Below are 25089 nucleotides of genomic sequence, written 5' to 3'. Positions count from 1 at the left end.
GCAGCGCTTGGGGCTGGCGACCACGACGGTCGGAGCCGCCGCGGCGACCACCGTCGCAGCCCAGGCGGCGCAGCGCGAGCGATTTGCCGCGCGCTTCCGCGAGCAGGCAGGTGCGCAAGGCCAGACGGCGCTTGCCGCGCGCGAGAACGGCTGGGCGCCCCGGAAGGCGTGGCGACGCGGCCACCGCGCAGCGTTCGTGGCGTGGCTGGGCCCGGTGTTCTTGCCTTACGCCTATTCGGACATCTTTGATTACACGTTCTGGTCCTATGCCTACGAGCCCGGCTATTGGGCCTACGCCTATGACGACTTCGTCGACACCGTGTTCTGGGACACCAAGAGCCCCTATTCCGCCTACGCCAGCATCAACCCGGATGACTATGCGGGGGCCGCTGGCCGCTCTCGATCCCGTCAACGCGCCGACATGAGCCCGCAGGCGATCAAGCAGCTCTGCGGAGAACCGGACAAGGGCGTCACCGCTTGGCCGCTCGCCGACATCGCGCGGGCAGTCCGGCCCAGCGCCCAGCAGCGCGTCCTGCTCGACGAACTGAAGACCGCGGCGGCGAAGGCAGCCGGTGTGTTCAAGGATTCCTGCACGGACAGCTATGCGATGACGCCGGCCGGCCGCTTGCGGTCGATGCTGAACCGCATCAGCGCGACACTCGAGGCGATCAAGATCGTGCGGCCCGCCCTGGAGAATTTCTACAACTCGCTCGATGACGAGCAACAGGCCCGCTTCAATACGCTCGGCCCGCATGTTGGCGAGCGTGCGGCGCGGCAGCAGGAAGCGACCACGCAATCCGGCAATTGCGGCGATTCGAAATCCGACCTGGCCCAACTGCCGATCGACCGGATCGAGGCGTCGGTCCGTCCGGCCGGCAAGCAGAAGGAGGCGCTCGGCCGTCTCAGCGATGCGACCACAAAAGCCATTGCGGACCTGCAGGCGGCCTGCCCGAACGACGTGCCGCTGACGCCGGTCGGCCGGCTCGAGGCGATGCAGCATCGGCTCGAGGCCATGCAGAAAGCCGCCAGACTGATCGAGCCCGCACTGGACGCGTTCTACGCCACGCTGAGCAGCGAGCAGAAAGCGCGATTCAATACGCTGCAGCGGGTCGCGAGCCCCTGAGGTAGCTGGCCTGCGACCTCGACCGCCGGGCACCCGCGCGAGGCCAGCCGTCCCGTCTTGCCTTTGTAACCGCCGCACAGCAATGTTTGGCACCGGCATCATCATGCCATGCCGAGCGACGGGGCAGGAATGAAGCGCGATTGGATGAGCATCGGTGAAGCGCGCGAGCGCTGGGGCGATTCCTTGCTGACAGTGCTCACTGTCCTGATCATGATCATGATGTTCGTGGTGGCGCCGCTGCAGGCGCTCGGCCTGTTCGAGTTTCAGGTCTTCGAGCTGTTTCTCGCGCTGTTCCTGGTCGGCGGCGTGTTCCTGATGTCGGGCAGCGCAATTGCGGTCACCGCGATGCTGGTTGCGCTCGCCATGATCGTCACGGGCGGGGTCCTGAGGCTGCGCTCGCCCTCGATCCTCGACCTCAATCTGTTCGCGGGCTCGTGGCTGATCGTCGGCATCACCCTGGCCGTGACGGTGGCTCGTGCGACATTTGCGCCGGGCCGCGTCACCTATCACCGCGTGATCGGTGCGGTCCTGCTCTATCTCTCCGTTGCCGTAGTCTTCTCGGCACTCTACACCTTCATCGGCACGCTGCTGCCGAAAGCCTTTTCCGGGATGAAGATGGAGGACAGCCCGGCGCTGGCGAACCAGCTGATCTATTTCAGCTTCATGACGCTGACGACCACCGGCTATGGCGACGTCGCCCCGCTGCATCCGATCGCACGCAGCCTGTGCAATCTCGAGGCGATCTTCGGCCAGCTTTATCCCGCGACGCTGCTGGCGCGGCTCGTGACGCTGGAGATCACGCACAGCGATCAGGACTGACGCGCAAGGGATGGACCGAATTTGGTCCACAGCAATCCTTTAAGCCGCGCCAGCCGATACCCAAATCAGTGATAGGATGCAGGACGGCACCTCCATTGTGCCGGCACAGCTGGAGTGACGAAACATGCGTCCGCCAGTCACCGATTTCATCGCAAGGGAGGCGCAGTTTGGCGCCCAGAACTACGCGCCGCTCGGCGTCGTGCTGTCGCGCGGCGAAGGCGTCTGGGTTTGGGACACCGACGGCAAGCGCTACCTCGATTGCCTGTCGGCCTACTCGGCGGTCAATCAGGGCCACTGCCATCCGAAAATCCTTGCCGCCATGGTGGAGCAGGCCGGCCGGCTGACACTGACCTCGCGGGCCTTCCACAACGACCAGCTCGCCCCTTTCTACGAGGAACTTGCCGAGCTGACCGGCTCTCACAAGGTGCTGCCGATGAACAGCGGCGCGGAGGCGGTGGAGAGCGCGATCAAGTCGGTGCGCAAATGGGGCTACGAGGTCAAGGGCGTGCCGGATGGCGAGGCCGAGATCATCGTCTGCGCCGACAATTTTCACGGACGCACGCTTGCGATCGTCGGCTTCAGCACCGATCCGGACACAAGCGCGCATTTCGGACCGTTCGCACCGGGCTTCAAGATCATTCCCTTCGGCGACGCCAGGGCGCTGGAGGACGCGATCACGCCGAACACGGTTGCCTTCCTGGTCGAGCCGATCCAGGGCGAAGCTGGCGTCATCATCCCGCCGTCAGGCTATTTCCCCCGCGTCCGCGAGCTCTGCACCGGCCATAACATCATGCTGATCCTCGACGAGATCCAGACCGGGCTCGGCCGCACCGGCAAACTGCTGGCGGAACAGCACGAAGGCATCGAGGCGGACGTGACGCTGCTCGGCAAGGCGCTGTCCGGCGGCTTCTATCCGGTCTCCGCGGTGCTCTCGAACAACGAAGTCCTCGGCACGCTGAAGCCCGGCCAGCATGGCTCGACCTTCGGCGGCAATCCGCTCGCCTGCGCGGTGGCACGCGCGGCGCTGCGCGCGCTGGTCGACGAAGGCATGATCGAGAACGCGGCGGCCCAGGGCGCGCGCTTCCTCGAAGGCCTGCGAAGCATCCGTGCCAACACCATCAGCGAGGTGCGCGGACGCGGGCTGATGCTCGCGGTCGAGCTGCACCCGGAAGCCGGTCCTGCCCGCCGCTATTGCGAGGTGCTACGGGAGAAGGGCATCCTTGCCAAGGACACCCATGACCACACCATCCGCATCGCCCCGCCGCTGGTGATTACGCCCGATCAGGTCGATTGGGCAGTGGAGCAGATCGGCGCCGCGTTGACGCAGGACCTCTCGTGACGGCGAGTTCGTCAGGATCGCGCGGCTATCTGAACCGCAAGTTTGCACGGGAGAGCTGGCTGATCGAGGAACACCCCATCAGCCGCATGTCCCGCACCAGCTCCGCCTGCAGCAGACCAAGCGCCCGCTCGACTCCGGCCTGGCCGGCCGATGCCAGCGGATAGAGATAGAAGCGTCCGAGGCCGACGGCCTTGGCGCCCAGCGACAGGGCTTTCAGGACATGGCTGCCGCGCTTGATGCCGCCGTCCATCATCACATCGATCCGGTCGCCGACGGCATCGACGATCTCGGCCAGCTGATCGAACGCCGCCCGCGAGCCGTCGAGCTGCCGGCCGCCGTGGTTGGACAGAATGATGCCGGTGCAGCCGATCTCGACCGCGCGCTTGGCATCCTCGACCGACATGACGCCCTTCAGGCAGAACTGGCCGTTCCACTGCCGGACCATTTGCGCGACGTCGTCCCATGTCATGGCCGGATCAAGCATCTCCGTGAAATAACGCCCGATCGACATGGCACCGCCGCTCATGTCGACATGCTCGTCGAGTTGCGGCAGCTTGAAGCTTTCATGGGTGACGTAGTTGATCGCCCACGCCGGCTTGATGGCGAATTGCAGCATACCGCCGAGCGTGAGCCTGAAAGGAATCGAAAACCCGGTGCGCAGGTCCCGCTCGCGGTTGCCGCCGGTGATGCTGTCGACGGTCAACATCATCACGTCGACGCCGGCCTGCTTGGCGCGCTGCATCATCGCCGTGTTGAGGCCCCGATCCCGGTGGAAATAGAACTGATAAACCTGCGGCGTGGCATAGGCCTTGCGCAATTCCTCCAGGCTCACGGTACCGAGGGAGGACACGCCGAACATCGTACCGTATTTCGCCGCCGCGGCAGCGACGGCCCGCTCACCCTGATGATGGAACAGACGCTGCAGCGCGGTTGGCGAACAATAGAACGGCGTTGCCAGCTTCTGTCCCATCACGGTGACCGAGAGATCGACGCTCTCCACGCCGCGCAGGACATTGGGCACCAGATCGCAACGCTCAAAGCTCGCGGTGTTCTGCCGAAGCGTCGCCTCATCGTCCGCGCCGCCGTCGATGTAATCGAAGATCGGCCCCGGAAGCCGCCGCCTCGCCAGTTCGCGGAAATCATGGAAATTGTGGCAATCGCTCAAACGCATGTCGTGCTCCGAAGGTCCGGACCGGGGAGTTCAACGGCCCCCAGTGCCGTTTACACCCGCAGCATCCGGAATAACGGGCACGCTTCGCCTTGTCCACTGAACCTCCCGTTGGGTCAGACCACCGAGCGGTGCCGCTCGATGCATGTCGTCAGGACCACATCCATCGGCTTCGTCCACCAGTCATTCGAAAAGATCTCGATCTCCGAATAGCCGGCAAAGCCCTGCGCCTCGACCGCCGCGCGCACCGATCTGATGTCGATCACGCCGTCACCCATCATGCCGCGATCGTTCAGGATGCCCCTGGTCGGCACCAGCCAGTCACAGACGTGGAACGCGAGCAGGCGGTCCGTGCCGGCGCGCGCGATCTGGCTCATCAGCTCCGGATCCCACCAGATGTGATAGACGTCGAGCGCGACGCCAAGCGCGCCGGTGCGGCCGGGATCGAGCGCGTCGCAGATGTCGAGTGCGTGCCTTGTGGTGTTCACGCAGGCGCGGTCGGCGGCATAGGCGGGATGCAGCGGCTCGATCGCGAGCGGCAGTTTTGCCTGTTTGGCATAATCCAGCATCTCGGCGATGCCGTCATGGACCTGCGACCGTGCCGCAGCGATATCCCTGGACGCCGCACTGCCCGGCCGTGAATATTGCGGCAGGCCGCCTGCGACGAGCACGATGCAGGGCGCGCCGAGCGCGGCTGCCTCGTCAACGGCTCGGCGGTTGTCGTCACGCGCCTCGCCGCGATGCGCGGCGTCCGCCGTAAACATACCGCCGCGGCAATAGCCTGACAGATCGAGCCCGGCGTCCTTGACCGCGCGTACCGCGCGATCCAGGCCGACAGCGGCGACCTGGTCGCGCCAGGGATCGATGGCGCGGATGCCATGCCGCGCGCAGGCCTCGATGATGGCTGTGAGATCGCCCTGCTTGCGGACCGTCGCCGTGTTCAGCGACAGCCAGCGGTGATCGTTGGAGAAGTCGCGCATCAGGGCTCAACGCCGCGTGTCGCCAGGATCGTCGTCATCCGGCGCGTCGCGGCTTCCGGATTGGCGAGCAGCCCGGCCTTGTCGGCGAGCCGGAACAGCTCGGCGAGATGCAAGGTCGAACGCGCGCTCTCCTGTCCGCCGACCATCGTGAAATGATCCTGGTGGCCGTTGAGGTAAGCCATGAACACGATGCCGGTCTTGTAGAACCGCGTCGGCGCCTTGAAGATGTGGCGCGACAGCGGCACCGTCGGTCCCAGCACATCGTGGAAGCCGGCCTCATCGCCCGCAGCCAGCCGCGACAGCGCGTAGGACGCCGCCGGCGCGATCGCATCGAAGATACCGAGCAGCGCGTGGGAATATCCCTTGTCGTCGCCGGCGATCAATTCGGCATAATTGAAGTCGTCGCCGGTGTACATTTTCACGCGCGGATCGAGCCGCCGCCGAATGTCGATCTCGCGCTGCTTGTCGAGCAACGACACTTTCACGCCATCGACCTTGGCCGCATTGGCGTTGATGATCGCAACCGCCGTGTCCATCGCCCTGTCGAGATCGGCCGTGCCCCAGTAGCCCGTCAGCGCCGGATCGAACATGTCGCCGAGCCAGTGGATGATCACGGGCGCGCGGACCTGCGACAGCACGCGGTCATAGACCTTCGCGTAGTCCTCCGCGCTCTTCCCAAGCTTTGCCAACGCCCGCGACGCCATCAGGATGATGCGGCCGCCGGCCTTTTCCACCGCCGCGATCTGCTCCTCATAAGCCCGGATCACGTCGTCGATCGACCTGGCGTCTTCCACCGCGAGATGATCGGTGCCGGCGCCCGAAAACACCAGCGCGTTGCCCTTGGCCTTCGCCGCCTTCACCGAGCGCTGGATCAGTTCGAGCGAAGTCGCCCAGTCGAGGCCCATGCCGCGTTGCGCGGTGTCCATGGCTTCGGCAACGCCGAGGCCGAGATCCCAGACGTGCTCGCGGAACGCGATCGTCCTGTCCCAGTCGATCGCAGCCGTCAGCCACGGATCGACGTCGGCGCGCGGATCGGCCACCACATGCGCCGCCGAGAATGCGACGCGGTTCAGTGTGCCCTCGAGCTTCGCCGGAAAGGTCCGCGACGCCGCCAGACGGTAGGTCTCGAGGCCTCCATCAGCGGTCGGCAGCTTCAGCGACAGCGATGAGTTTGTCAGGGCAGGCTTGGGCAGGACTGGCTTGTTCATGGCGATTGCCTTTCCTCAGACCACGATCGGCGCGACGTCGATCCATCGCCGCTCTTTCCAGCTCTTCAGCGCACATTCGGCGAGCTGCACGCCCTTGGCGCCCTCGAGCAGCGTGTATTTATACGGCGCATCCTCGCAGACATGGCGGATGAACATCTCCCACTGCTCCTTGAAGCCGTTGTCGTAGACGACGTTCTCAGGCAGCTTCTGCCAGTCGGCGTAGAAATCGTGCAGCCGCTTCTCGTCCGGATTCCACACCGGGCGCGGCGTTGCCTGGCGGGCCTGGATCACGCAGTCGGTCAAGCCCGCCACCGCCGAGCCATGGGTGCCGTCGACCTGGAAGGTGACGAGGTCGTCGCGGTAGACCCGCGTCACCCAGCTCATGTTGATATGCGCGATCACGCCGCCCTTCAGCTTGAAGGTGGCGTAGGCGGAATCGTCGGCCGTCGCCTCATACTTCTTGCCCTTCTCGTCGAAGCGCTCGGGGATATCGGTGGTACCGATACAGACCACGCTCTCGACCTCGCCGAACAGATTGTCGAGCACGTAGCGCCAGTGGCAGACCATATCCAGAATGATGCCGCCGCCGTCCTCGGCGCGGTAGTTCCAGGACGGCCGCTGCGCTTCCTGCCAACCACCCTCGAACACCCAATAGCCGAACTCGCCGCGCACCGAGAGCATGCGGCCGAAGAAACCGGAATCGCGCAGGAAGGCGAGCTTCTTCAGGCCCGGCAGGAACAGCTTGTCCTGCACCGTGCCGTGCTTGAGACCCTTGGCGTTCGCGAGTTTCACGACCTCAACGGCTTCCTCTAGGCTCGTGGCGATCGGCTTCTCGCAATAGACGTGCTTGCCGGCATTGATCGCCTTGGTCAGCAGCGAGGGCCGCGCCTGCGTGGTGGCGGCATCGAAGAACACGGTATCGCCCTTGTCGGCCAGCGCGCGATCAAGGTCGGTGGTGTGGCGCCCGATGTTGAAGCGTTTTGCCAATGCGGCGACCTTCTCGGCGTCGCGGCCGACCAGGATCGGGTCGGGCATGATGCGGTCGCCGTTCGCCAAGAGCACGCCGCCCTGCTCGCGGATCGCGACGATCGAGCGGATCAGATGCTGGTTGAGCCCCATCCGGCCGGTGACGCCGTTCATGATCAGGCCGAGACGTTTGGTCGTCATACTGTCTGCTCCTGCGAAACACGTGGTGTTGGCCGCTGCAGCGGCTGCATGGTGGACCAGTCCGGATGGACCGAACTGGCAAAGCCCGGCGCGGCTGCGATCGATCCCGTCAGGAGATCGCCGTCATGGATCGCGAGGCGGACCTTGCCGCCCGCGCGGGTGTCGAGATCGGGATGCGCTGTGAGGAAGGCGTCGGCCTCCTCGGCCGGAGTGTCGGCAAAGCCGTCGACATAATGGTGTCCATTGCGTTCGGCGTGGGTGACGCCGATCAGCGCGCCGAGCGCGAGGTCCTGCTGCACGCCGAGCCCGGCCTGGCAGGTCAGATCCTCGCCGCTGATGAAGTACGGGCCGCCATCCGCGCTCCACACGGCCGCCCGCGTGGCGTTGATGATCGACTTGTAGATTCCTTTGCACGATTTCGAGGAGATGCCGCGATAGCCGAGCGCGCGCGCCGCCGGAAACGCGTCATAGGAATCGTCGGCTTCGTCGATGATGAAGCTGCGCGTGGCCAGCTTCCCCAGCGGCGACGTCTTTGTGATATCGCGCGGCATCGGCTGCTCGATGTAGAGCAAGTTTGCGCTGATCGGACGCAGCGCCACGTCATGGTCGAGCCGATCGACCAACGCGTTCAGCGCGGTGAGGTCGGCATACTGCTCGTTGGCGTCGAGCGAGACCTTGATGCCGTAAGGCAGCCTTGCGAGCTCGTTGCCGATCCGCGCGAGCCGCGCCGCGTCGTGCGCGGGATCGCCGTTCAGCTTGAGCTTGAAATAGCGCGCGCCGGCATTCTCGTTGGTGTCAGCGACGCCGCCCTCGCCTTCAACCTTGTCGTCCATCCCGACGGTGTGCCTGACGGCGACACGATCAATCCGCTTGCGCGCCGAGAGGAAGCCCGTGATTGCCCGATCATCGAGATCGGGCGTCAACCGTGCGTCGATGCCGGCGATGTTGCCGGTCATGCCGTCGAAGAAATTGACACCGGCCGCGCGCAGCAGCGCATCCAGGATCGCCTTGTCGATCTCGGCCGGGCCGAAGCTGGCGGCGAGTTGCGGAATGTCTTCCGCGGCGCAGGCCGCAAGCTGCGGGCCGATACATCGGGCGTGCAGGCCGAACGCCGTCTCAAACCCCCTGCTCGCCAGATAGAGCTCGCGCGCAACCGCCAGCGAGCGGCGAAGTCCGTCGAGCGACTGCGCGTCCGTCAAGTGCGGCCGCTTGTCGAACCATTTCGGCGCCAGCATTTCGGCGCTGGCGCCGGTCGCCCAGCCCTTACCTTCCACCTCGATCTCCACCCGCACGAACAGCTGCGTCGACGCCGTGATCGTCACCGCGCCAAAGCGGAACGGCCGCGCGAACACCAGCGGTCGTTCGAAGAAGGCGATATCGTTGACTCTGAGGCGAAGCGTCATCGATCGGTCTGGCCCTAGTCCAGCGTCCCCTGCGTGAAGAAATGCTTCCGGATCCGCTGCACCAGTTCGGTGAAGACGGGATCGGACATCGTGTCGATCGAGCGCGGCCGCAGCATCGGCACGTCGTAGATCGCGGCGATGGCGCCGGGCCGCTCGGTCATCACAAGCACACGGTCGGCGAGGAACACGGCCTCGGGAATCGAGTGGGTGATCAGCAGTACGGTCTTGCCCGTCTCGCGCTGGATCCGCATCAGCTCGACATTCATCCGCTCCCGCGTCATGGCGTCGAGCGCCCCGAACGGCTCGTCCATCAGCATGATCTTGGGATCGTGCACCAGCGCGCGGCAGATCGAGGCGCGCTGCTGCATGCCGCCGGAGAGCTGCCATGGCAGCTTCTTCTCAAAACCTTCGAGCCCGACCAGCTTCAACAGCTCCCTGGCGCGGGCGCGGTATTTGTCCCGCGGCAGCTGCTTCATGTCGATCGGCAGCATCACGTTGGAGAGGATGTTGCGCCACGGCAGCAGCAGCGCGTTCTGGAACACGATGCCGACATTGCCGTGCGGCCTCGTCACCGGCTCGCCGTCGACCAGCACCTCGCCCGTCGTCGGCGGCAACAGGCCCGAGATCATCTTGAGCAGCGTGGACTTGCCGCAGCCGGACGGCCCGACCACGACAAAAAACTCACCGTCATTGATGGTGAAGTCGAGCGGTCGCAGCGACGGCACGTCGCCGTCGCGCGACCGGTAGGTCTTCGATACGCCAGAGAGTTTGATGCCCGGCGCAGCGCCCGCCGCGCGGTCCGACACCAGGCGTAGATGCGCGGCGGGTTGGCTGATATCGGCTGGCTTGGTTGCAGGGTTCATCGCAATCCTCTCCACCCGTCGTCCCTGCGAAAGCAGGGACCCATACGCCGTGCCCTCTCGTTCGGGCACGCGGGTAGAGACCTTCCGCAACAATTAAGGTCGGTGGTTATGGGTCCCTGCTCCGCGCGCAACAGCGCACTCGGCAGGGACGACAGGGGATATTTGTGGCTCACGAATCGCCCTTCGGCAGATAGTCGTTGGTGTAGAAGGCCTTCGGATTGGCCTTAGCCTTGGCGTCGAGCCCGCCATACTCGACCATCAGGTTGACCGACTCGGTCATGTTCTGGTCGGTGACCTGGAACGGCCGCCTGGCCTTGGTCTCCGGCGTGCGATAGAGCGGGATCGTCAGCTCAAACCCTTGCGTCAGCGTGTCGATCTTGCCGCCCTTCGGATTGGCGTCGAGGATCGACTGCGCAGCCGCCTTCGGCTCCTTCTCCGCGGCTTCCACCGCCTTGGTCGTTGCCGACATGAAGCGGCGGACCAGATCGGCATTGGCCTTCACATAGTCGGCGTTCGCGACGATGCCCGACGACACCATGTTGATGCCGTAGTCGGCGAACTTGATCGGATAGACGTCCTTGCCCGTGGCGTCCTTGATCTTCATCGACTGGTCCATGACGTAGCCGAGCAGCAGATCGGCCTGGCCGTTGATCACGGCATTGAGCTTGGTCTGGCCGTCGCCAGCGACGGTCTGGAAGTCGCTCTCCTTCAGGCCGGTCTTCTTCAAGAACAGCGGCCAGATCTGCGTCATCGAATCCGCCGGCGTGATCGCAACCGTCTTGCCCTTGATGTCCTCCGGCTTCCGGATGTTCTTGTCGGCAAGGCTCATCGCCGACATCGGGCTGGTCTGCAGCAGCACGCCGGTGGCGATCACAGGCGCGCCTTTCACCGCCGCGCGCATCATCGTCGGCACGTCGACATAGCCGAAATCCGCGGTCTTGGCCGCCACCGCCTGCGTGGTCGCAGCTGAGCCGCGGCCCTCCTGGATCTCGAGGTCGATGCCCTCAGTGGCATAGATGCCCTTGGCCTTGCCGTAGTAGAACGGCGCATGCTCGCCATAGACGTACCAGTTCAGCATCAGTACGACCTTGTCGGCCGCAGATACTGGAGCCACCGCAAGCGCGGTCCAGGCCAGCGCGGCGCCGGCAACCGCAATCAAACGCTTCATGGTTGTTCTCCCTTTATTGTGCCGCGGTCCTTGGGTGGGCCGCTTGTCCGGTTGCTGGGCTAGGAAGCGAAGACGATGTCGTCCCGCTGGCTGACGTGCCAGGGGATCACCAGCCGCTCGATGCGGTCGACGATCCAGAACAGGATGACGCCGAGCAGCGCCAGGATCACCAGCGCCGCGAACATCGTCGGCAGGTCGAAAGTGCCGATCGAGCGCTGCATCACATAGCCGATTCCGGAATTGGAGCCGACGAACTCGCCGACGACGGCGCCGACCACCGCCAGCGTCACCGAGACTTTCAGGCCGGAGAAGATCGCAGGCATCGCATGCGGCAGGTTCACGGCGCAGAATACGCGGAAGCGGCTGCCCTGCATCGCGCGCGCCAGATCGACCATGTCGGGGTCGACCGACTTGAAGCCCTGCACCGCCGAGACCACGACCGGGAAGAAGCCGAGCAGGAATGCCGAGATCACCTTGGGGATGATGCCGAAGCCGAACCACACCACGAACAGCGGCGCGATCGCGATCTTCGGTACCGATTGGGAGAACACCAGCAGAGGATAGACGTAGCTCTCGACCGTCTTCGAGCCCGCGATCAGCATCGCTGTGGGAATGCCGAACAGCGCCGAGAGCAGGAAGCCGCAGATCGTCGCGTAGGTGGTCGGCCAGGACTGCCGCAACAGCTCCGGCCAGTCGCTCCAGAGCACCGCGACGACGTCGCCGGGCGACGGGATCTGATAGGCCGGGATGTGGAACAGGCGGATCGCAAGGTCCCAGGCCGCCACGATGAAGACCAGGAACAGGAACGGACGCAGCCACGCCGCGTTCAGCACCTTCGACACGCCCGAAGGGCTTTTTGCCTCCGCCACGTCACGCTCCCTTGCAGTCTTTCTGTTCGACCATAAATTAACCCGTTGGATAAATACTGTCCAGCCCCTCGCGCGCGGCAAATTCGCGGCGAAGCACGCGACTTTCGTCAGGCGAGATTTTTACCGATGAATGTTCCGTAGTCCGGATGAAGCGCAGCGAAATCCGGGATCGCGTTATCCGCGGATGCAGTGCCCCGGATTGCGCTTCGCTCCATCCGGGCTTCTGTAACGGGCCTTGGTAAGTCAATCCCTTTTTGCGTGATCCACTCGCCGGGCACTTGCTTCTGTACGGGATCGGCGCGGTGGCCGTCGCCTGATGGGGTGCATTGAGGAGCCGGCCGGCCAATCTACGGAAGCGTGGTTGTGAGCCACTTCCCGGATGGCGGCCTGACCGGATCCATCGTCCCGGCGAAGGGACCTCGCTCAGGGAGAGCCTGGTGTCGTGGCCCGCCCAGAGCCGATTGCTGCTCCTTGCTTAGGTTGCCGAGGCCTTGGCCATCGGGTTGAACGGTTTGGCGTCGGCGAGCATGCGATGCAGGATCACGGCGAGCTTGCGTGCAAGCGCCACCTTGGCCTTGCGCATGCCTGCGCGCCGGGCGATCCGCATCGCCCAGCCCTTCAGCGCCGAGCAGTTCCTGACCGGCTTGGTCAGCATGACATGAGCCGCCTGATAGAGCGCCTCGCGCACGGAGGCATCGCCGATCTTGCTGATGCGGCCGGTATAGTCGGTTTCGCCCGATTGGTACTTCTTCGGGGTGAGGCCGAAATGCGCTCCCGTCGCCTTCGATGACCGGAAGCGCTTCGGGTCGTCGATCGCCGAGGCATAGGTGAGCGCCACGATCGGGCCGACGGACGGTGTCGTCATCAAGAGCTTCGCCTGCGGGTGCGACCTGGCGAGCCTTTGGGTGTGCTTATCCAGGCCATTGAACTCGCGCCGCAGCACGGCGTGGGCTTCGAGCAGTGCCTGGGCCACCACCTCAAGTCCAGGATGGCCCGCTACGAGCTCCCGGATGCGTTCGGCGAACGTGCGCTCGGTGGTCGGGCCGACCTTCAGACCGAAGCCGCGGAGCACGCCGCGCAGGCTGTTCTCGATGTCGCGCAGCTTCGACTGCAGCAGCTTGCGTGCCGTCAGAACCGCCCGCGTCTCCTGCGCTTCGATCGACTTGCAGTGCACCGGCCGGAACCAGCCCAGCCGCATCAGTTGCGCGATCCCGCGGGCATCGTTGCGGTCCGACTTCACCGGCATCGCCTTGAAGGCATCGCGGACGTGCCGCGTCTCCAACAGTTCGACTGCCAGGCCCGCATCCCGCATCGCTGCGTAGAGCCATTGCGACAGCGGACCAGCCTCCAGCCCGATCCGTTCCAGCACCAACCCCAGCGACCGGAACCAGCCGATCAAGGCCTCCGGCTCGCTCGCAACCTTCGCCTCGCGCAAAATCTTACCCGTCCCATCGACAAGGCAGACGCTCGAGCATTCCAAAGACACGTCGATTCCTGCATAGTGGTACATGGTCGTCCCTTAATGATGCTTGGAGCGGGCTTGCCCGACTCCGTTGACACCATCAGTTTGAGGGACGACCGCCTTCCAACCAACAGGCCGCTCGCGAGCGCGCTTCCAAAGCGCGCCGTAGCGAGCGGGCGGCCGGCCCGTTACCCCATCTACGGGCTGCCAGCGTTCACACCACCCGGTGTTCCGCCGCGCGCAGCACCGGCATCGCGCTAGCGAATGCGGCCGTGGACTTGCCGGTCAGCGCCGCCAGCACCAGCGCAGTCATGTGCTCGAGGCGCTCGTCGCGGGCGTCCTTCTTGAGCAGGTCGCGGCCGAAGATCACGCTCAGGGTGGCGCTGTTGGAGAGATAGAAGAACGCAAGCCCTGCGATCGAGATATAGAGTTGCACCGGATCGACGGCGACGCGGAAATCGCCGCTTTCGACCCCGCGCGTCACCACGGTGCGGATCATCTCGACAAAGGGCGAGTGCATCGACTTGACCTTGGTCGATCGCTTCAGGTGCTTTGCCTTGGCGAGGTTTTCCGTGTTCAGCAATGCCAGGAACTCGGGATTGCGCAGGAAATAGTTCCACGTGAAGTCGATCAGGCGCCCGATCGCCTCAGGCGGATCGAGGTGTTCGAGATCGAGCGCGCGTTCCTCGGCGCGGATCTTCTCATAGGCACCTTCCAGCACCTCGAGATAGAGATCCTCCTTGTTGCCGACGTGGTAGTACAGCATGCGCTTGTTGGCGTCGGCATTGGCCGCGATGCGGTCGACCCGTGCGCCGGCGAGGCCATGGGCGGCGAATTCCTGCTTCGCCGCCTCGAGAATCCGCAGCCGCATCCCCGCGGGGTCGCGCTGCCATCGCTGTATTCGCTTTGCCTTGGCCAAATCGATCGCCCGTGATGCTGGGTTGATGAATGTAGCATGACACGCGACGTTTGAGAACGAATGTTGTTGTGATGGCCGCGCGGGAATTTTTGTCGCAGCTGCCCTTTTCGTCATTCCCCGGTGCGCAATTGCGCACCTGAGGGCGTGCGCAGCACGAGCCCGGAATCCATCGAGCCACATTGTCCGTGATTCAAATGGATTCCGGGTTCGCGCCAGCATGACGAGCGCATGGAACGTGTATTTCTCTCCCGCGCACGTTGCCGGGACGACGCGCGCATAAAATCCGGCCTAGTCTGGTTTTCCCTGCGAAGGCTGCACCAGGAGCGTCGGCACGCCGCACGTGCCGTTGCGCACCGTCATCACGCGCGTGCCCGGCTTGCGGCCGGTGCGAATCTCGGAGACGTCGACGCCAGCGGCAATCAGTCGCGCACGGGTGGCATCGATGTCGGCGACGCGCCAGCAAATGCCGCGCAACCGGTCCGGCGCGTCCGCCTCCGCCTTGTTGTTTTCCTTGCCCGGCCGGTGCGTGACCTCGACGACGAGATCGCCGCAGCGGAAGAACATCAGCCGGCCCCATTCGGGATGCGACCGGTCGAGCGCCATGTCGAGCCCGAGCCGCGCGCCATAGAGCGCGGCGGCGCGCTCGGGATCGGCGGTCGAGACCACCACATGATCCATCGCGGTGATCGAGCCGGGGGTGGTGCGCACCGACAGCGGCCGTTCCTGCTCCCTTTCCAGGAAGAACATGCGCACGCCCCGCGTCGTATCGGTCACTGCGCGCGTCCGCTTCCATGACAGCGTAGCGCCGGTGGTCTCGTCGCGGCTCTCGACCTCGGCGACGGGCTCGGGCTTCAGCGTCAGCCGCTCGAGCCGGCGGTGTGTTTTCGCGATATCGCTGGTGCGGAAGCAGAGGCTTGCGAGCCCCTCGCCCTGGGTCACGAGCGCGCCGCGGACACGCTGCGCGGCGGCATCATCGCCACGCGGCGCCATCAATTCCAGCGTGGTGTTGTCGAGCGTGAACAGCACGCGGTCCGCGCCGTCGCCGCTGTTGCGCCAGGCCGGCGCCCGCGCGAACAGCGTCTGATAGGCGGCGCTGGCCGAGGTGATGTCGCCGGTCAGGACGACGACGTGATCGAGGCCGGTGATCATGGAAGCGGCCTCCCCGAATCTGCCGTCATTGTGCTCTCTCCTGTGCAACCAGGAACCGTGGACCGCGGCCGGCCGTTATGCCGCATGCCAGAATGGCCCTCGATCCGCTCGCCCGCCACATCTCTACCCGCAAACCAAGCAGGGATGCGAATAATTTCAGCGATACCGGCCGACCAGCGGTGCCAAAGCGTTTTCGAGCGAAGTGGGCACCGGTTCGCGTGAAGAAAACGCGCAAATGCCTGAATCTAGAGCTTCGGTTCTGATTTCAATCAGAACCGAAAATGCTCTAGTCTGGACAACGGCCGGGACCACAGCAAGCCACGACGGAAAGCGAATGCAGGCTCTCTTCATCGGACAGACCTATATCGACGTCACCTTCATCACCGACCACATGCCCGTTGGCGACGAAAAGCACGTCGCCGACGCCTATGCGGTGTCGTTCGGCGGCAACGCGGTGACCGCGGCGTTCTGCTGCGCCAAGCTCGGCATCCAGCCGGACCTGATCGCCACCATGGCCAATGACTGGCTGGGGCGGATGTTCTGGGACATGGCCGACAGGTACGGCATCTCGTTCCATCCCCGTAAGGTCAACTCCTCCTCGTTGTCCTTCATCATGCCCAACGACGGCAAGCGCGCAATTGTCCGCTGCCGCGACGACCAGCACATCCATCCCTTTCCGCTGCTGAACATCAAGGGCTGCCGCGCGCTGCATATCGACGGCCATCAGCCGGACGCCGCGATCCACTACGCAAAGCTCTGCCGCGAGGACGGCATCATGACATCGCTCGACGGCGGCGGCCTGCGCACCAATACCCATGAGCTGCTCGAATTCATCGACGTTGCGATCGTCGCGGAGCGGCTGTGCGAGCAGATGGACAAGACGCCGGAGCAGATGCTCGACTATCTGAAGAGCCGCGGTTGCCGGGTCGGCGGCATCACCATGGGCGAGCGCGGCCTGCTCTGGTACGACGAGGCGGGTACGGTGCGCACGCTGCCGGCGTTTCCGATCCCGCGCGAGCGCGTGATCGACACCAACGGCGCGGGCGACGTCTTCCACGGCGCCTACATCTATTCCTACGTTTCGAACCCGAGCAAAGGCTGGCATGAGCATTTCAAGTTCGCGCGCGCCGCTTCGACCTACAAGATCCAGAAGCTCGGCAACGAGGCCGGCCTGCCGACGCTCGCGGATATCGCGGCGGTCAAGCAGGAGTTTCGCGCCGAAGCCTGACCAAGCCAATCGAAGCTAGACCATGAAGCACGTTTTCGTCGCCGGCAGCATCAATATGGACGTGGTGGCGACCGCCGAGCGCCATCCGCGAATCGGCGAAACCGTGGCCGGTGAGGCCGTGCTTTATTTTCCCGGCGGCAAGGGCGCCAACCAGGCGGTGGCTTCGGCAAAACTCGGGGTACCGACCACGCTCATCGGCCGGCTGGGCATGGATGCGTTTGGTGAGGAGCTGAGAGCGTTCCTTGCCGCGCAAGGCGTCGATCTCACCTCCGTCAAGACCACGGCCGGCACGCATTCCGGCACGGCGATCATCACGATCGCCAATGCCGACAACACGATCGTCGTCGTGCCGGGCGCCAACGGGCTCGTCGATGCCCGTGATGTCACAGTACCCAACCTTGTGAAGGGCGACGTCGCGGTCAGCCAGTTCGAGATTCCGCTGCCGACGATCACGGCGTTCTTCCGGCGCGCCCGCGCCGCCGGCGCCACCACGATCCTCAATCCGGCGCCGGCGAAACAGGCCGACAGGGCGCTGCTCGATCTCGTCGACATCCTGATCCTCAACGAGACCGAGCTCGGCGCCCTCGCCGGAACGGAGCTGCGAGACAACGACACGCCGGAGCGTTTCACCGAGGCGGCGCGGACCCTGGGGCACGGCAAGATCGTCTGCGTCACGCTCGGCAAGCGCGGCGTGCTGGCGCTGGTCCAGGGTCAGCCGCTGCTGGTGCCGGGGCGCGAGGTCAAGGCCGTCGACACCACAGGCGCCGGCGACTGCTTCGTCGGCGCCCTCGCCGCCCAGCTCGCCATCGGCAAGCAGCTCGGCGACGCGCTGACCTACGCCAACGCCGCCGCCTCGATTTGCGTGCAACGAATGGGCGCTGCGCCATCAATGCCGACGGCGGACGAGGTGGATGCTGTTCTCTCCCCGAGTCGTCCCGGCGAAAGCCGGGACCCATAACCACCGGCCGTGGAGACAGGCACACGCGCAGTGACTGCGTTCATCTCCCCCCAATGACGGCCGCGGAGTATGGGTCCCTGCTTTCGCCGGGACGACGATGTTGTTAGGTCAGCGCGCTCTTGAGGTCGAACCCCGGATCCGCCGCCTGCTCCGGCCTGATTGAACCGCCGGCGCCGAGCAGCCTGCGGCCGAACATGTGGTCGCCGGCGCGATTGACCGACTCGATGCCGAGCAGCCTGTCGCCGCGATAGCAGAAGGCCGAGAACGCCCCCTGCGCGCGGTCGCCGCGCAGCACGACGCGGTCGTAGCCGGTGGTGAGGCCCGCCATCTGCAGCTTGTCGGGGCCCTGGTCGCTCCAGAACCACGGCAGCCCGTCATAGACCTCGGTCTTGCCGGTCAGCCGCGCCGCCACGCAGCGCGCATGGTCGGTCGCGTTCTGCACCGACTCGAGCCGCAGCGATCCGCCGAAGCGCTTGCTGGTGTAGAGCGCGCAATCGCCGATCGCGGAGATATCATGGTCGGCGGTCAACAGATGCTCGTCGACGACGATGCCGGATGCCACCGGCAGCCCGGCCTCCGCGGCGAGCTCGACATTCGGCAGCACGCCGACGCCGACCACGACTAGATCGGCCGGGATATGTGTCCCGTTGCTCAGGCTGACGCCGGTGACCTTGGCACCGTCGGCCTCGATCGCCGTGACCTGCACGCCGAGATGAATCCGGATTCCGGCCGCGCTGTGGCGGGACTGCGAGAACTCGGAAATCTCCGCGGTCACCGCCCGCGCCATCACCCGAGGGGCGAGTTCGACCACGTCGACCTCGAGGCCCTTGCCGCGCGCGGTCGCCGCGAATTCCAGCCCGATGAAGCCGGCGCCGATCACCACGACGCGCATGCCGGGTGCGATCAAATGGCGCAGCGCCTCGCTCTCGTCGAGGATCCGCAGGTAGCGGACCGCGTCGAGCTTCGCGTTGGGGATATCGAGCAACCGGTTCCGCGCGCCCGTCGCGAACGCCAGATGGCCGTAGTCGAGCGATGCGCCGGAGGCCAGCGTCACCTTCCGCGCGTTACGGTCGATCGCGTGCGCGCGATCAGTGATCAGCTCGATCTTGTTGTCCTGGTAGAATTTCTCGGGCCGGAACATCAGGGTCTCCGGCCCGCCGGTCCCCTTCAGGTAGGCCTTCGACAAAGGCGGCCGCTGATACGGCAAATGGCCTTCGTCATTGATCAGCGCGATGCGCTCGGAAAATCCGGCCTGGCGCAGCGACGCCGCGAGCTGGAAGCCGGCATGTCCGGCGCCGACGATGATGACCCCACCAGTCATCGGAACAACCCAAATGCGAGCGAGCAGGAGTGACCCATGCCGTTTCCTCTTGTCGATGTTAGCTTGCTTGCCTCCGTCCCCACAGCGCTCGTGTCTGCGTACCGAAGGCGGTCGCTATTTGGCCTCATGGCTCGCGCCGATGCAAGGGGGTCTCTGGGCGAATCCGGGCGCAGAAGCGCTCCTCGCGTCAGGGGGTGGATTGCCACCTCTCCCGGCAGGGCCTTAAATGCCGGGAACAACAAGCCTGAGGTCTTCAATATGCCAGAACCCACCTCCCCCAACGACCCCGCCCTGCTCCGGATCGACGGCGCCATCGCAACCATCACGCTGAACCGCCCGGCGGCGTTCAATGCGATCGACATGGCGATTGCCAAAAAGCTCGAACAGCTCGGCGGCGAGGTCGAGGCCAACAAGGACGTCCGCGTGCTGGTCATCGAGGGCGAAGGCCGCGCCTTCTGCGCCGGTGGCGATTTGCAGACCATCGGCGCCGCGGCCGAAGCCAACAATATCGCGCCCGTGGTCGGCGAGATGCTCGCGCACTACCATGCTTTCATCACCGCCTTGCGGCGGATGCCGAAGCTGGTGCTGGCGAGCGTGCACGGCTCGGCGGCCGGCGCCGGCCTGTCACTGGCCTTCGTCGCCGATCTCTGCATCGCCGCCGAGGACGCCCGCTTCACGCCGGCTTACGCCAAGATCGGCGTGTCGCCTGACGGCGGCGGCACCGTCGGCCTCGCCGCCAGCGTCGGCGCGCGCCGCGCGCTGCAGATCTTCCTCGCCGAGGACAGCTTTACCGCGCAGCAAGCCCAGCAATGGGGTCTCGTCGCCAAGGTGGTGCCGGCGGCCGAGCTGAAGGCCGCGACCCGCGAATTCGCGCTGCGGCTGGCGCAGAACGCACCCGCCGGGCTCGCCGCCACCAAGGCGCTGATCCATCAGGCGCCGACGACGCCGATCGAGGCGCAGCTCGACGCCGAGTGCGACGCGATCATCGGCTGCATGAACACCGACGAATTCCGCGCCGCGGTGAAGAAGTTCACCAGCAAGTCGAAATAGCAACGCGGCTCGCTAATTCGGGCAGATGTAACCGGTGCCGCCGGGTGCCTTGAAACAGCCGACCGATTCCGGGATCACCTGCTTGGGCAGCCACAGCACGACCTTCGGGAAATAGATCGTGAAGCAGATCGTGACCAGGAACACGACGTAGATCGGCAGCGCCGCCCGCAGCGCTTTTGCAAAGCTGATGCCGACGAATTTCGAGGCCATCAGCAGCACGAGCCCATAGGGCGGCGTGATCAGGCCGAAGGCGAGGGTTGCGATCAGCACCACGCCCATATGCACGCCATTGATGTCGCCGGCCTGGGTCAGCGCATTCACCAGCGGCATGAAGATGATGATGGTCGGCACCGGCTCGATGAAGTCGCCGACCACGGTGAACAGCAGCACCATCAGGAGCATGATGAGGTGCGGATCATTGCCGGCGATGGAAGTAATCCAGTCGGCGATGTAGATCGCGCCGCGCAGATAGGCCAGCATCCAGCCGAATGCGTTCGCCGCCCCGATCGTGATCAGCGGCAGCGAGAAGATCAGGCCGGCGAGGCAGAAGTCGTACGGGATCTTTTTCAGGTGCCCACGATTCAGCGCCGGGATCACCACGACGATGATGTAGACGACCGCGACCACGCCGGCCTCGGTGGGCGTGAACCAGCCGGTCAGGATGCCGCCCAGCAGGATCACCGGGATCATCAGCGGCAGCGCGGCGTCGCCGGCGGCGAAGGCGATCTGGCGCAGCGGCGCGCGCGGCTTGCGCAGACCCGAGGGCCCGAAGAAATAGCAGTAGATCATCAGCCCGAAGCCGATCATCAACCCCGGCACCACGCCCGCCATGAACAGGCCGGCGATCGACACATTGCCGACCGCGCCATAGACCACCGCCGTGATGCTCGGCGGCACCAGCGCCGCGATCGTCGACGCCGAGGCGATGATCGCGGCGATGAACGCCGGCTCATAGCCTTCCCGCTTCATCGGCCCGCCCAGCGCACGGCTCATCACCGCGACGTCGGCGGTGGTCGAGCCCGACATTTCCGAGAAGAACATGCTGAACACGACCACGACCTGCGACAGCCCGCCCCTGATGTGGCCGACCAGCGAGACCGACAGATTGGCGATGCGGACCACGACGTTCGCCGAGCTCATGAGCTCGCCGACCAGGAGGAAGAACGGGATCGCAAGCAGCGCCTCGGAATCGACGCCGTCGAAGATCTTCTGGATGATCGCCGCCAGCGAGACATCCGACAGCAGCGCGCCGACGAACACGCCGGCCATCAGCGAGAACGGCACAGGCACGCCGAGATAGCCGAAGAACAGGAAGCAGGACGACATCAGCACAAGCACGACCGGTGCGCTCACAGCTGCGCTCCCGTGGTCGCGCCGGTGTTGATCGCCGGAATCGGAAGGTCGTCATCGGGCGGTTCCGGATGATCGAAGCCGTTGCGGACGCCGTTGACGAGCTGCTCGATCGTGAACAGGCCGATCAGGATGCCCGACAGCGGGATCACCGCGTAGAGCGACGCGATCGGCGTGCCCGATGGCAGGCGGAAACTGCCGAAGCCGCGGAGGTAGTTCTGGTAGCCGTACCAGACCAGGCAGAAGGCGACGCCCAGCACGACAAGGCGGATGACGATCTCGACAATCAGCCGCGGCGTCCCGTGCATCGCCTCCGAAATCGCCGTCAGATACAGATGATCGTTGCGCCTTGTCGCGACCGCGGCTCCAATGAAGATCGCATAGATGAACAGCGTCGAGGTCACCTCCTGCAGCCACAGCCAGGGATGGCCGATGGTGCGGGTGACGATATCGGCGGTCACCGACAGCGAGAAGCCGAAGCACAACAGGCCGCACAGCATCATCAGGATCAGCTCGAGCCGATCCAGCGCCCGCCACTTCAGATGCCGCTGCCGTTGCAGCACCAGTCTGTCGGCAATCGCCATGGCTCGCGCTCCCGTCGACCCGGGCTTCTAGTTGATCGAGCGGATCAGGTTCTTGATCTTCTCCGCATGCGGGCCGAGGTCCTTGGCGAGCTTGTCGAGATAGGGATCGGCGATCGCGGTAAAGCCCTTCTTGTCCACGTCCTCGACCACCTTGACGCCGTACGATTTCAGCTTGGTCAGCGCGTTGCGCTCCAGCTCGAAGGCCTTCTGCGGCTCCTTCGCACTCACCTCGTTCGCAGCGGCCTGCACCCACTGCTTCTGCTCGGCGGAGAGGCTCTGCCAGAGCTTGTCGGAGACGAACAGCAGCGCGTTGTTGGCCTCGTGCTCGGTGATCGACAGCACCGGCGCGACCTCATAGTGCTTGTTGACGAGATAGACGTTGATGCTGTTCTCGGCGGCATCGACCACGCCGGTTTGCAGCGAGGTATAGACGCTGCCGAACGGCATGTGCACGGTCTGCGCGCTATAGGCCGGGAACATGGTGTCCTCGGTCGCGGTCGCCTGCACCCGCACCTTCAGCCCCTTGAGGTCGCCGACGTTGTGGATTTCCTTCTTGCTGTAGATGTGCCGCACGCCCTGCGATCCGGTGCCGATCACATGCAGGCCCTGGGCGGTCTCGTCGATCATCGTCCTGATGGCGTCGAACACCTGCGGGTCCGCCAGCGCCTTGATCACATGGGCATCGTTGCGGAACAGGAAATGCAGCGACATCACGCCGGCCTGCGGCGAGATCGTCGCGGTGTTGGCGGAGGAGATGATGGCAAACTCGATGTCGCCCGATTTCACGAGCTGCAGTAGCTGCGGCTCCTGGCCGAGCTGGGCGCCGGGATATTGGTCGACGATCAGCGTCCCCTTGCTCAATTCCTTGAGCTTGTCGGCGAACAGATCGCCGGCGACCGAGTAGCCGGTATTGCGCGGCTGGTCATAGGCGAAGCGGAAGTGCTTCACCTCCTGCGCGCCAGCGCTCGCCGGCAGCAGCAACGCTGCCGCGGCCATGGCAATCCCGACGATCCTGGCTGGATAGCCCATCGTGACGTTCCCCCTGTTCTTAATTGACGCGATCATCCCACCAGTCCCGCGGGATTGTCAATAAAACAGGAGGAATCAGACGAGTGCGGGCAACATTGACCGCCGCATCGCCGAAATTATCGACAATTCGGCTGCGGCGCCTGATGTCGGCAGCTATTTGCTGACTACTTCCCCTTGGCGCGCATGAAGTCGAAATCGCAGCCCTCGTCGGCCTGCAGGATGGTCTCGTTGAAGAGATGCGCGTATCCGCGCTTGGCCCAATCCGGCGTGCCGGCGGGCGCGAGCGCTGCGCGGCGCTTATGCAATTCGGCCTCGTCGACCAGGAGATCGATGCTGCGCCTGGCGACATCGAGCCGGATCATATCGCCGTTGCGCACGAGACCAAGCGGACCGCCGACGGCGGACTCCGGCGTGATGTGCAGCACGATGGTGCCAAACGCAGTGCCGCTCATCCGCGCATCCGAGATGCGCACCATGTCCTTCACGCCGGTGCGCGCGAGCTTCTTCGGGATCGGCAGGTAGCCCGCCTCCGGCATGCCCGGCGCGCCCTTCGGGCCGGCATTGCGCAGCACCAGCACGTCGTCGGCGGTCACATCGAGCGCGGGATCGTCGACCCGCAGCGTCATGTCCTCGACCGACTCGAACACCACGGCGCGCCCGGTGTGCTGCAGCAGCTTTGGGCTCGCCGCCGACTGCTTGATCACGGCGCCGCGCGGCGCGAGATTGCCGTGCAGGATCGCCATCGCGCCTTCGGCCTTGATCGGGTTCGCCTTGGAGCGGATCGCATCCTGTCCGGGCACCTCCTCCGCGCCGGCGACGACCTCGCGCAAGGTCTGGCCGGTGATGGTTTTCGCATCGAGGTCGATGAGGTCACCGAGCTGCGCCATCAGCTTCGGCACGCCGCCGGCGTGATGGAAATGCTCCATGTAATGCTCGCCCGATGGCTTGAGGTCGACCAGCACGGGCACTTCGCGGCCGAGCTTGTCGAACGCCTCGAGGTCGATCTTGTAGGGCGAGCGGTTGGCGATGGCGGTGAGGTGAATGAGCCCGTTGGTCGAGCCGCCGATCGCCTGCATCACGACCTGGGCGTTGCGGAACGACGATGGCGTCAGGATCTCGCTCGGCTTCGGTCCCTTGGTTTTTGCCATTTCGGCGGCGACGCGGCCGCTGGCTTCCGCGGAGCGGAAGCGTTCGGCATGCGGCGCCGGGATCGTCGCGCTCATCGGCAGCGAGAGGCCGAGTGCCTCGGTGATGCAGGCCATGGTGGAAGCCGTGCCCATCACCATGCAGGTGCCGACCGACGGCGCGAGACGGCCGTTCACCGCCTCGATCTCGGCATCGTCGATCTCGCCGGCGCGATACTTGCCCCACAGCCTGCGGCAATCGGTGCAGGCGCCGAGCACCTCGCCCTTGTGATGACCGACCACCATCGGCCCGACCGGAATCACGACCGTCGGCAGATCGGCGCTGATGGCGGCCATGAGCTGCGCCGGCAGGGTCTTGTCGCAGCCGCCGATCACGATCACCGCATCCATCGGCTGGGCGCGGATCATCTCCTCGGTATCCATCGCCATCAGATTGCGCAGATACATCGAGGTCGGATGCGCAAAGCTCTCGGCGATCGAGATGGTCGGGAACACGAACGGCATTGCGCCCGACAGCATCACGCCGCGCTTCACTGCTTCAATGATCTGCGGGACGTTGCCATGACAGGGATTGTAGTCGCTGTAGGTATTGGTGATGCCGACGATCGGGCGATTGAGCGCGTCGTCCGAATAGCCCATCGCCTTGATGAAGGCCTTGCGCAGGAACAACGAGAAGCCGGCGTCACCATAGCTTGTCAGTCCCTTGCGAAGTCCGTCGGCCATTTTCTTCCCGTCCCGTTGTTGTTCGGCCGCACTTAAGGAGCCGCAGGAATTATTGTCAATATGA

General features: G+C 65.0%; 22 protein-coding genes. 6 read left to right on the top strand and 16 right to left on the bottom strand.

Annotated features, from left to right (window positions below):
• The first annotated feature begins 7 nt into the window (after window positions 1-7).
• The 3 genes from HAP48_RS30130 (at window position 8) to rocD (ending at window position 3281) form a co-directional block, all read left to right on the top strand.
• Window positions 8-1123: a Spy/CpxP family protein refolding chaperone gene (locus tag HAP48_RS30130; RefSeq protein ID WP_224496679.1), complete on the top strand. Its 1116-nt coding sequence runs from the start codon at window positions 8-10 to the stop codon at window positions 1121-1123.
• 144 nt (window positions 1124-1267) lie between these two features.
• Window positions 1268-1942 carry a potassium channel family protein gene (locus HAP48_RS30125; RefSeq protein ID WP_224496678.1) on the top strand — a complete coding sequence of 225 codons (675 nt, stop codon included), beginning with the start codon at window positions 1268-1270 and terminating at the stop codon, window positions 1940-1942.
• 124 nt (window positions 1943-2066) lie between these two features.
• A complete protein-coding gene (rocD, locus tag HAP48_RS30120) occupies window positions 2067-3281 on the top strand; it encodes an ornithine--oxo-acid transaminase (protein ID WP_166203481.1) in 1215 nt (404 codons plus the stop codon).
• A 25-nt stretch (window positions 3282-3306) separates the two neighbouring features.
• On the opposite strand, the gene HAP48_RS30115 is transcribed toward rocD, so the two are convergent.
• The 11 genes from HAP48_RS30115 to HAP48_RS30065 form a co-directional block, all read right to left on the bottom strand.
• Complete coding sequence (locus HAP48_RS30115; protein ID WP_166203479.1) at window positions 3307-4452, bottom strand: alpha-hydroxy acid oxidase; 1146 nt, start codon at window positions 4450-4452, stop codon at window positions 3307-3309.
• 113 nt (window positions 4453-4565) lie between these two features.
• Window positions 4566-5429 (bottom strand): sugar phosphate isomerase/epimerase family protein, encoded by an 864-nt coding sequence (locus HAP48_RS30110; protein ID WP_166203477.1) that lies wholly within the window; start codon window positions 5427-5429, stop codon window positions 4566-4568.
• Window positions 5429-6637, bottom strand: a complete 1209-nt coding sequence (locus HAP48_RS30105) for a dihydrodipicolinate synthase family protein (RefSeq protein WP_166203475.1) — start codon at window positions 6635-6637, stop codon at window positions 5429-5431. The genes HAP48_RS30110 and HAP48_RS30105 overlap by 1 nt, the downstream gene beginning before the upstream one ends.
• Before the next feature lie 15 nt (window positions 6638-6652).
• Window positions 6653-7804, bottom strand: coding sequence for a Gfo/Idh/MocA family protein (locus HAP48_RS30100; RefSeq protein WP_166203473.1), 1152 nt, complete (start codon window positions 7802-7804; stop codon window positions 6653-6655).
• Entirely contained in the window at window positions 7801-9207 is a 1407-nt protein-coding gene (locus tag HAP48_RS30095) for a hypothetical protein (protein WP_166203471.1), read from the bottom strand. The genes HAP48_RS30100 and HAP48_RS30095 overlap by 4 nt, the downstream gene beginning before the upstream one ends.
• A 14-nt stretch (window positions 9208-9221) precedes the next feature.
• The gene (locus HAP48_RS30090; protein ID WP_166203469.1) at window positions 9222-10070 is read right to left on the bottom strand and encodes an ABC transporter ATP-binding protein; all 849 of its coding nucleotides are present in this window, start codon (window positions 10068-10070) and stop codon (window positions 9222-9224) included.
• A 169-nt stretch (window positions 10071-10239) separates the two neighbouring features.
• Window positions 10240-11238: an ABC transporter substrate-binding protein gene (locus tag HAP48_RS30085; protein WP_166203467.1), complete on the bottom strand. Its 999-nt coding sequence runs from the start codon at window positions 11236-11238 to the stop codon at window positions 10240-10242.
• 59 nt (window positions 11239-11297) lie between these two features.
• Complete coding sequence (locus HAP48_RS30080) at window positions 11298-12107, bottom strand: ABC transporter permease (RefSeq protein WP_166203465.1); 810 nt, start codon at window positions 12105-12107, stop codon at window positions 11298-11300.
• Window positions 12108-12582: 475 nt separating this feature from the next.
• Complete coding sequence (locus tag HAP48_RS30075; protein WP_166203463.1) at window positions 12583-13617, bottom strand: IS110 family RNA-guided transposase; 1035 nt, start codon at window positions 13615-13617, stop codon at window positions 12583-12585.
• A 166-nt stretch (window positions 13618-13783) separates the two neighbouring features.
• Entirely contained in the window at window positions 13784-14440 is a 657-nt protein-coding gene (locus HAP48_RS30070; RefSeq protein WP_166203461.1) for a TetR/AcrR family transcriptional regulator, read from the bottom strand.
• A 336-nt stretch (window positions 14441-14776) separates the two neighbouring features.
• Window positions 14777-15637, bottom strand: a complete 861-nt coding sequence (locus HAP48_RS30065) for a VOC family protein (RefSeq protein WP_166203459.1) — start codon at window positions 15635-15637, stop codon at window positions 14777-14779.
• Between the two features lie 334 nt (window positions 15638-15971).
• Between HAP48_RS30065 and HAP48_RS30060 the strand changes: the two genes are divergently transcribed.
• Window positions 15972-16865: a sugar kinase gene (locus HAP48_RS30060; protein ID WP_166203457.1), complete on the top strand. Its 894-nt coding sequence runs from the start codon at window positions 15972-15974 to the stop codon at window positions 16863-16865.
• 22 nt (window positions 16866-16887) lie between these two features.
• Window positions 16888-17823 carry a ribokinase gene (locus HAP48_RS30055; RefSeq protein WP_166203455.1) on the top strand — a complete coding sequence of 312 codons (936 nt, stop codon included), beginning with the start codon at window positions 16888-16890 and terminating at the stop codon, window positions 17821-17823.
• Between the two features lie 103 nt (window positions 17824-17926).
• Here the strand turns inward: HAP48_RS30055 and HAP48_RS30050 are convergent, their stop codons facing one another.
• Window positions 17927-19144, bottom strand: a complete 1218-nt coding sequence (locus tag HAP48_RS30050; protein ID WP_166203453.1) for an NAD(P)/FAD-dependent oxidoreductase — start codon at window positions 19142-19144, stop codon at window positions 17927-17929.
• 258 nt (window positions 19145-19402) lie between these two features.
• Here HAP48_RS30050 and HAP48_RS30045 point away from each other — a divergent pair, with 258 nt between their 5' ends.
• Complete coding sequence (locus HAP48_RS30045; RefSeq protein WP_166203450.1) at window positions 19403-20194, top strand: enoyl-CoA hydratase/isomerase family protein; 792 nt, start codon at window positions 19403-19405, stop codon at window positions 20192-20194.
• A gap of 12 nt (window positions 20195-20206) precedes the next feature.
• On the opposite strand, the gene HAP48_RS30040 is transcribed toward HAP48_RS30045, so the two are convergent.
• The 4 genes from HAP48_RS30040 to HAP48_RS30025 all read right to left on the bottom strand — a co-directional run bounded on the left by HAP48_RS30040 (window position 20207) and on the right by HAP48_RS30025 (window position 25025).
• On the bottom strand, window positions 20207-21547 hold the full coding sequence (locus HAP48_RS30040; protein ID WP_166203448.1) for a TRAP transporter large permease: 1341 nt from the start codon (window positions 21545-21547) through the stop codon (window positions 20207-20209).
• Window positions 21544-22128 carry a TRAP transporter small permease gene (locus HAP48_RS30035; protein ID WP_166203446.1) on the bottom strand — a complete coding sequence of 195 codons (585 nt, stop codon included), beginning with the start codon at window positions 22126-22128 and terminating at the stop codon, window positions 21544-21546. Before HAP48_RS30035 ends, HAP48_RS30040 begins: the two co-directional genes overlap by 4 nt.
• Window positions 22129-22155: 27 nt before the next feature.
• The gene (locus tag HAP48_RS30030; RefSeq protein WP_166215278.1) at window positions 22156-23157 is read right to left on the bottom strand and encodes a TRAP transporter substrate-binding protein; all 1002 of its coding nucleotides are present in this window, start codon (window positions 23155-23157) and stop codon (window positions 22156-22158) included.
• 164 nt (window positions 23158-23321) lie between these two features.
• Window positions 23322-25025 carry an IlvD/Edd family dehydratase gene (locus HAP48_RS30025; RefSeq protein WP_166203444.1) on the bottom strand — a complete coding sequence of 568 codons (1704 nt, stop codon included), beginning with the start codon at window positions 25023-25025 and terminating at the stop codon, window positions 23322-23324.
• Window positions 25026-25089 lie beyond the last annotated feature (64 nt).

Origin of the sequence: Bradyrhizobium septentrionale, from assembly GCF_011516645.4 — a bacterium.
GTDB lineage: Bacteria > Pseudomonadota > Alphaproteobacteria > Rhizobiales > Xanthobacteraceae > Bradyrhizobium > Bradyrhizobium septentrionale.
This window is presented reverse-complemented; position numbering and strand designations above follow the sequence as displayed.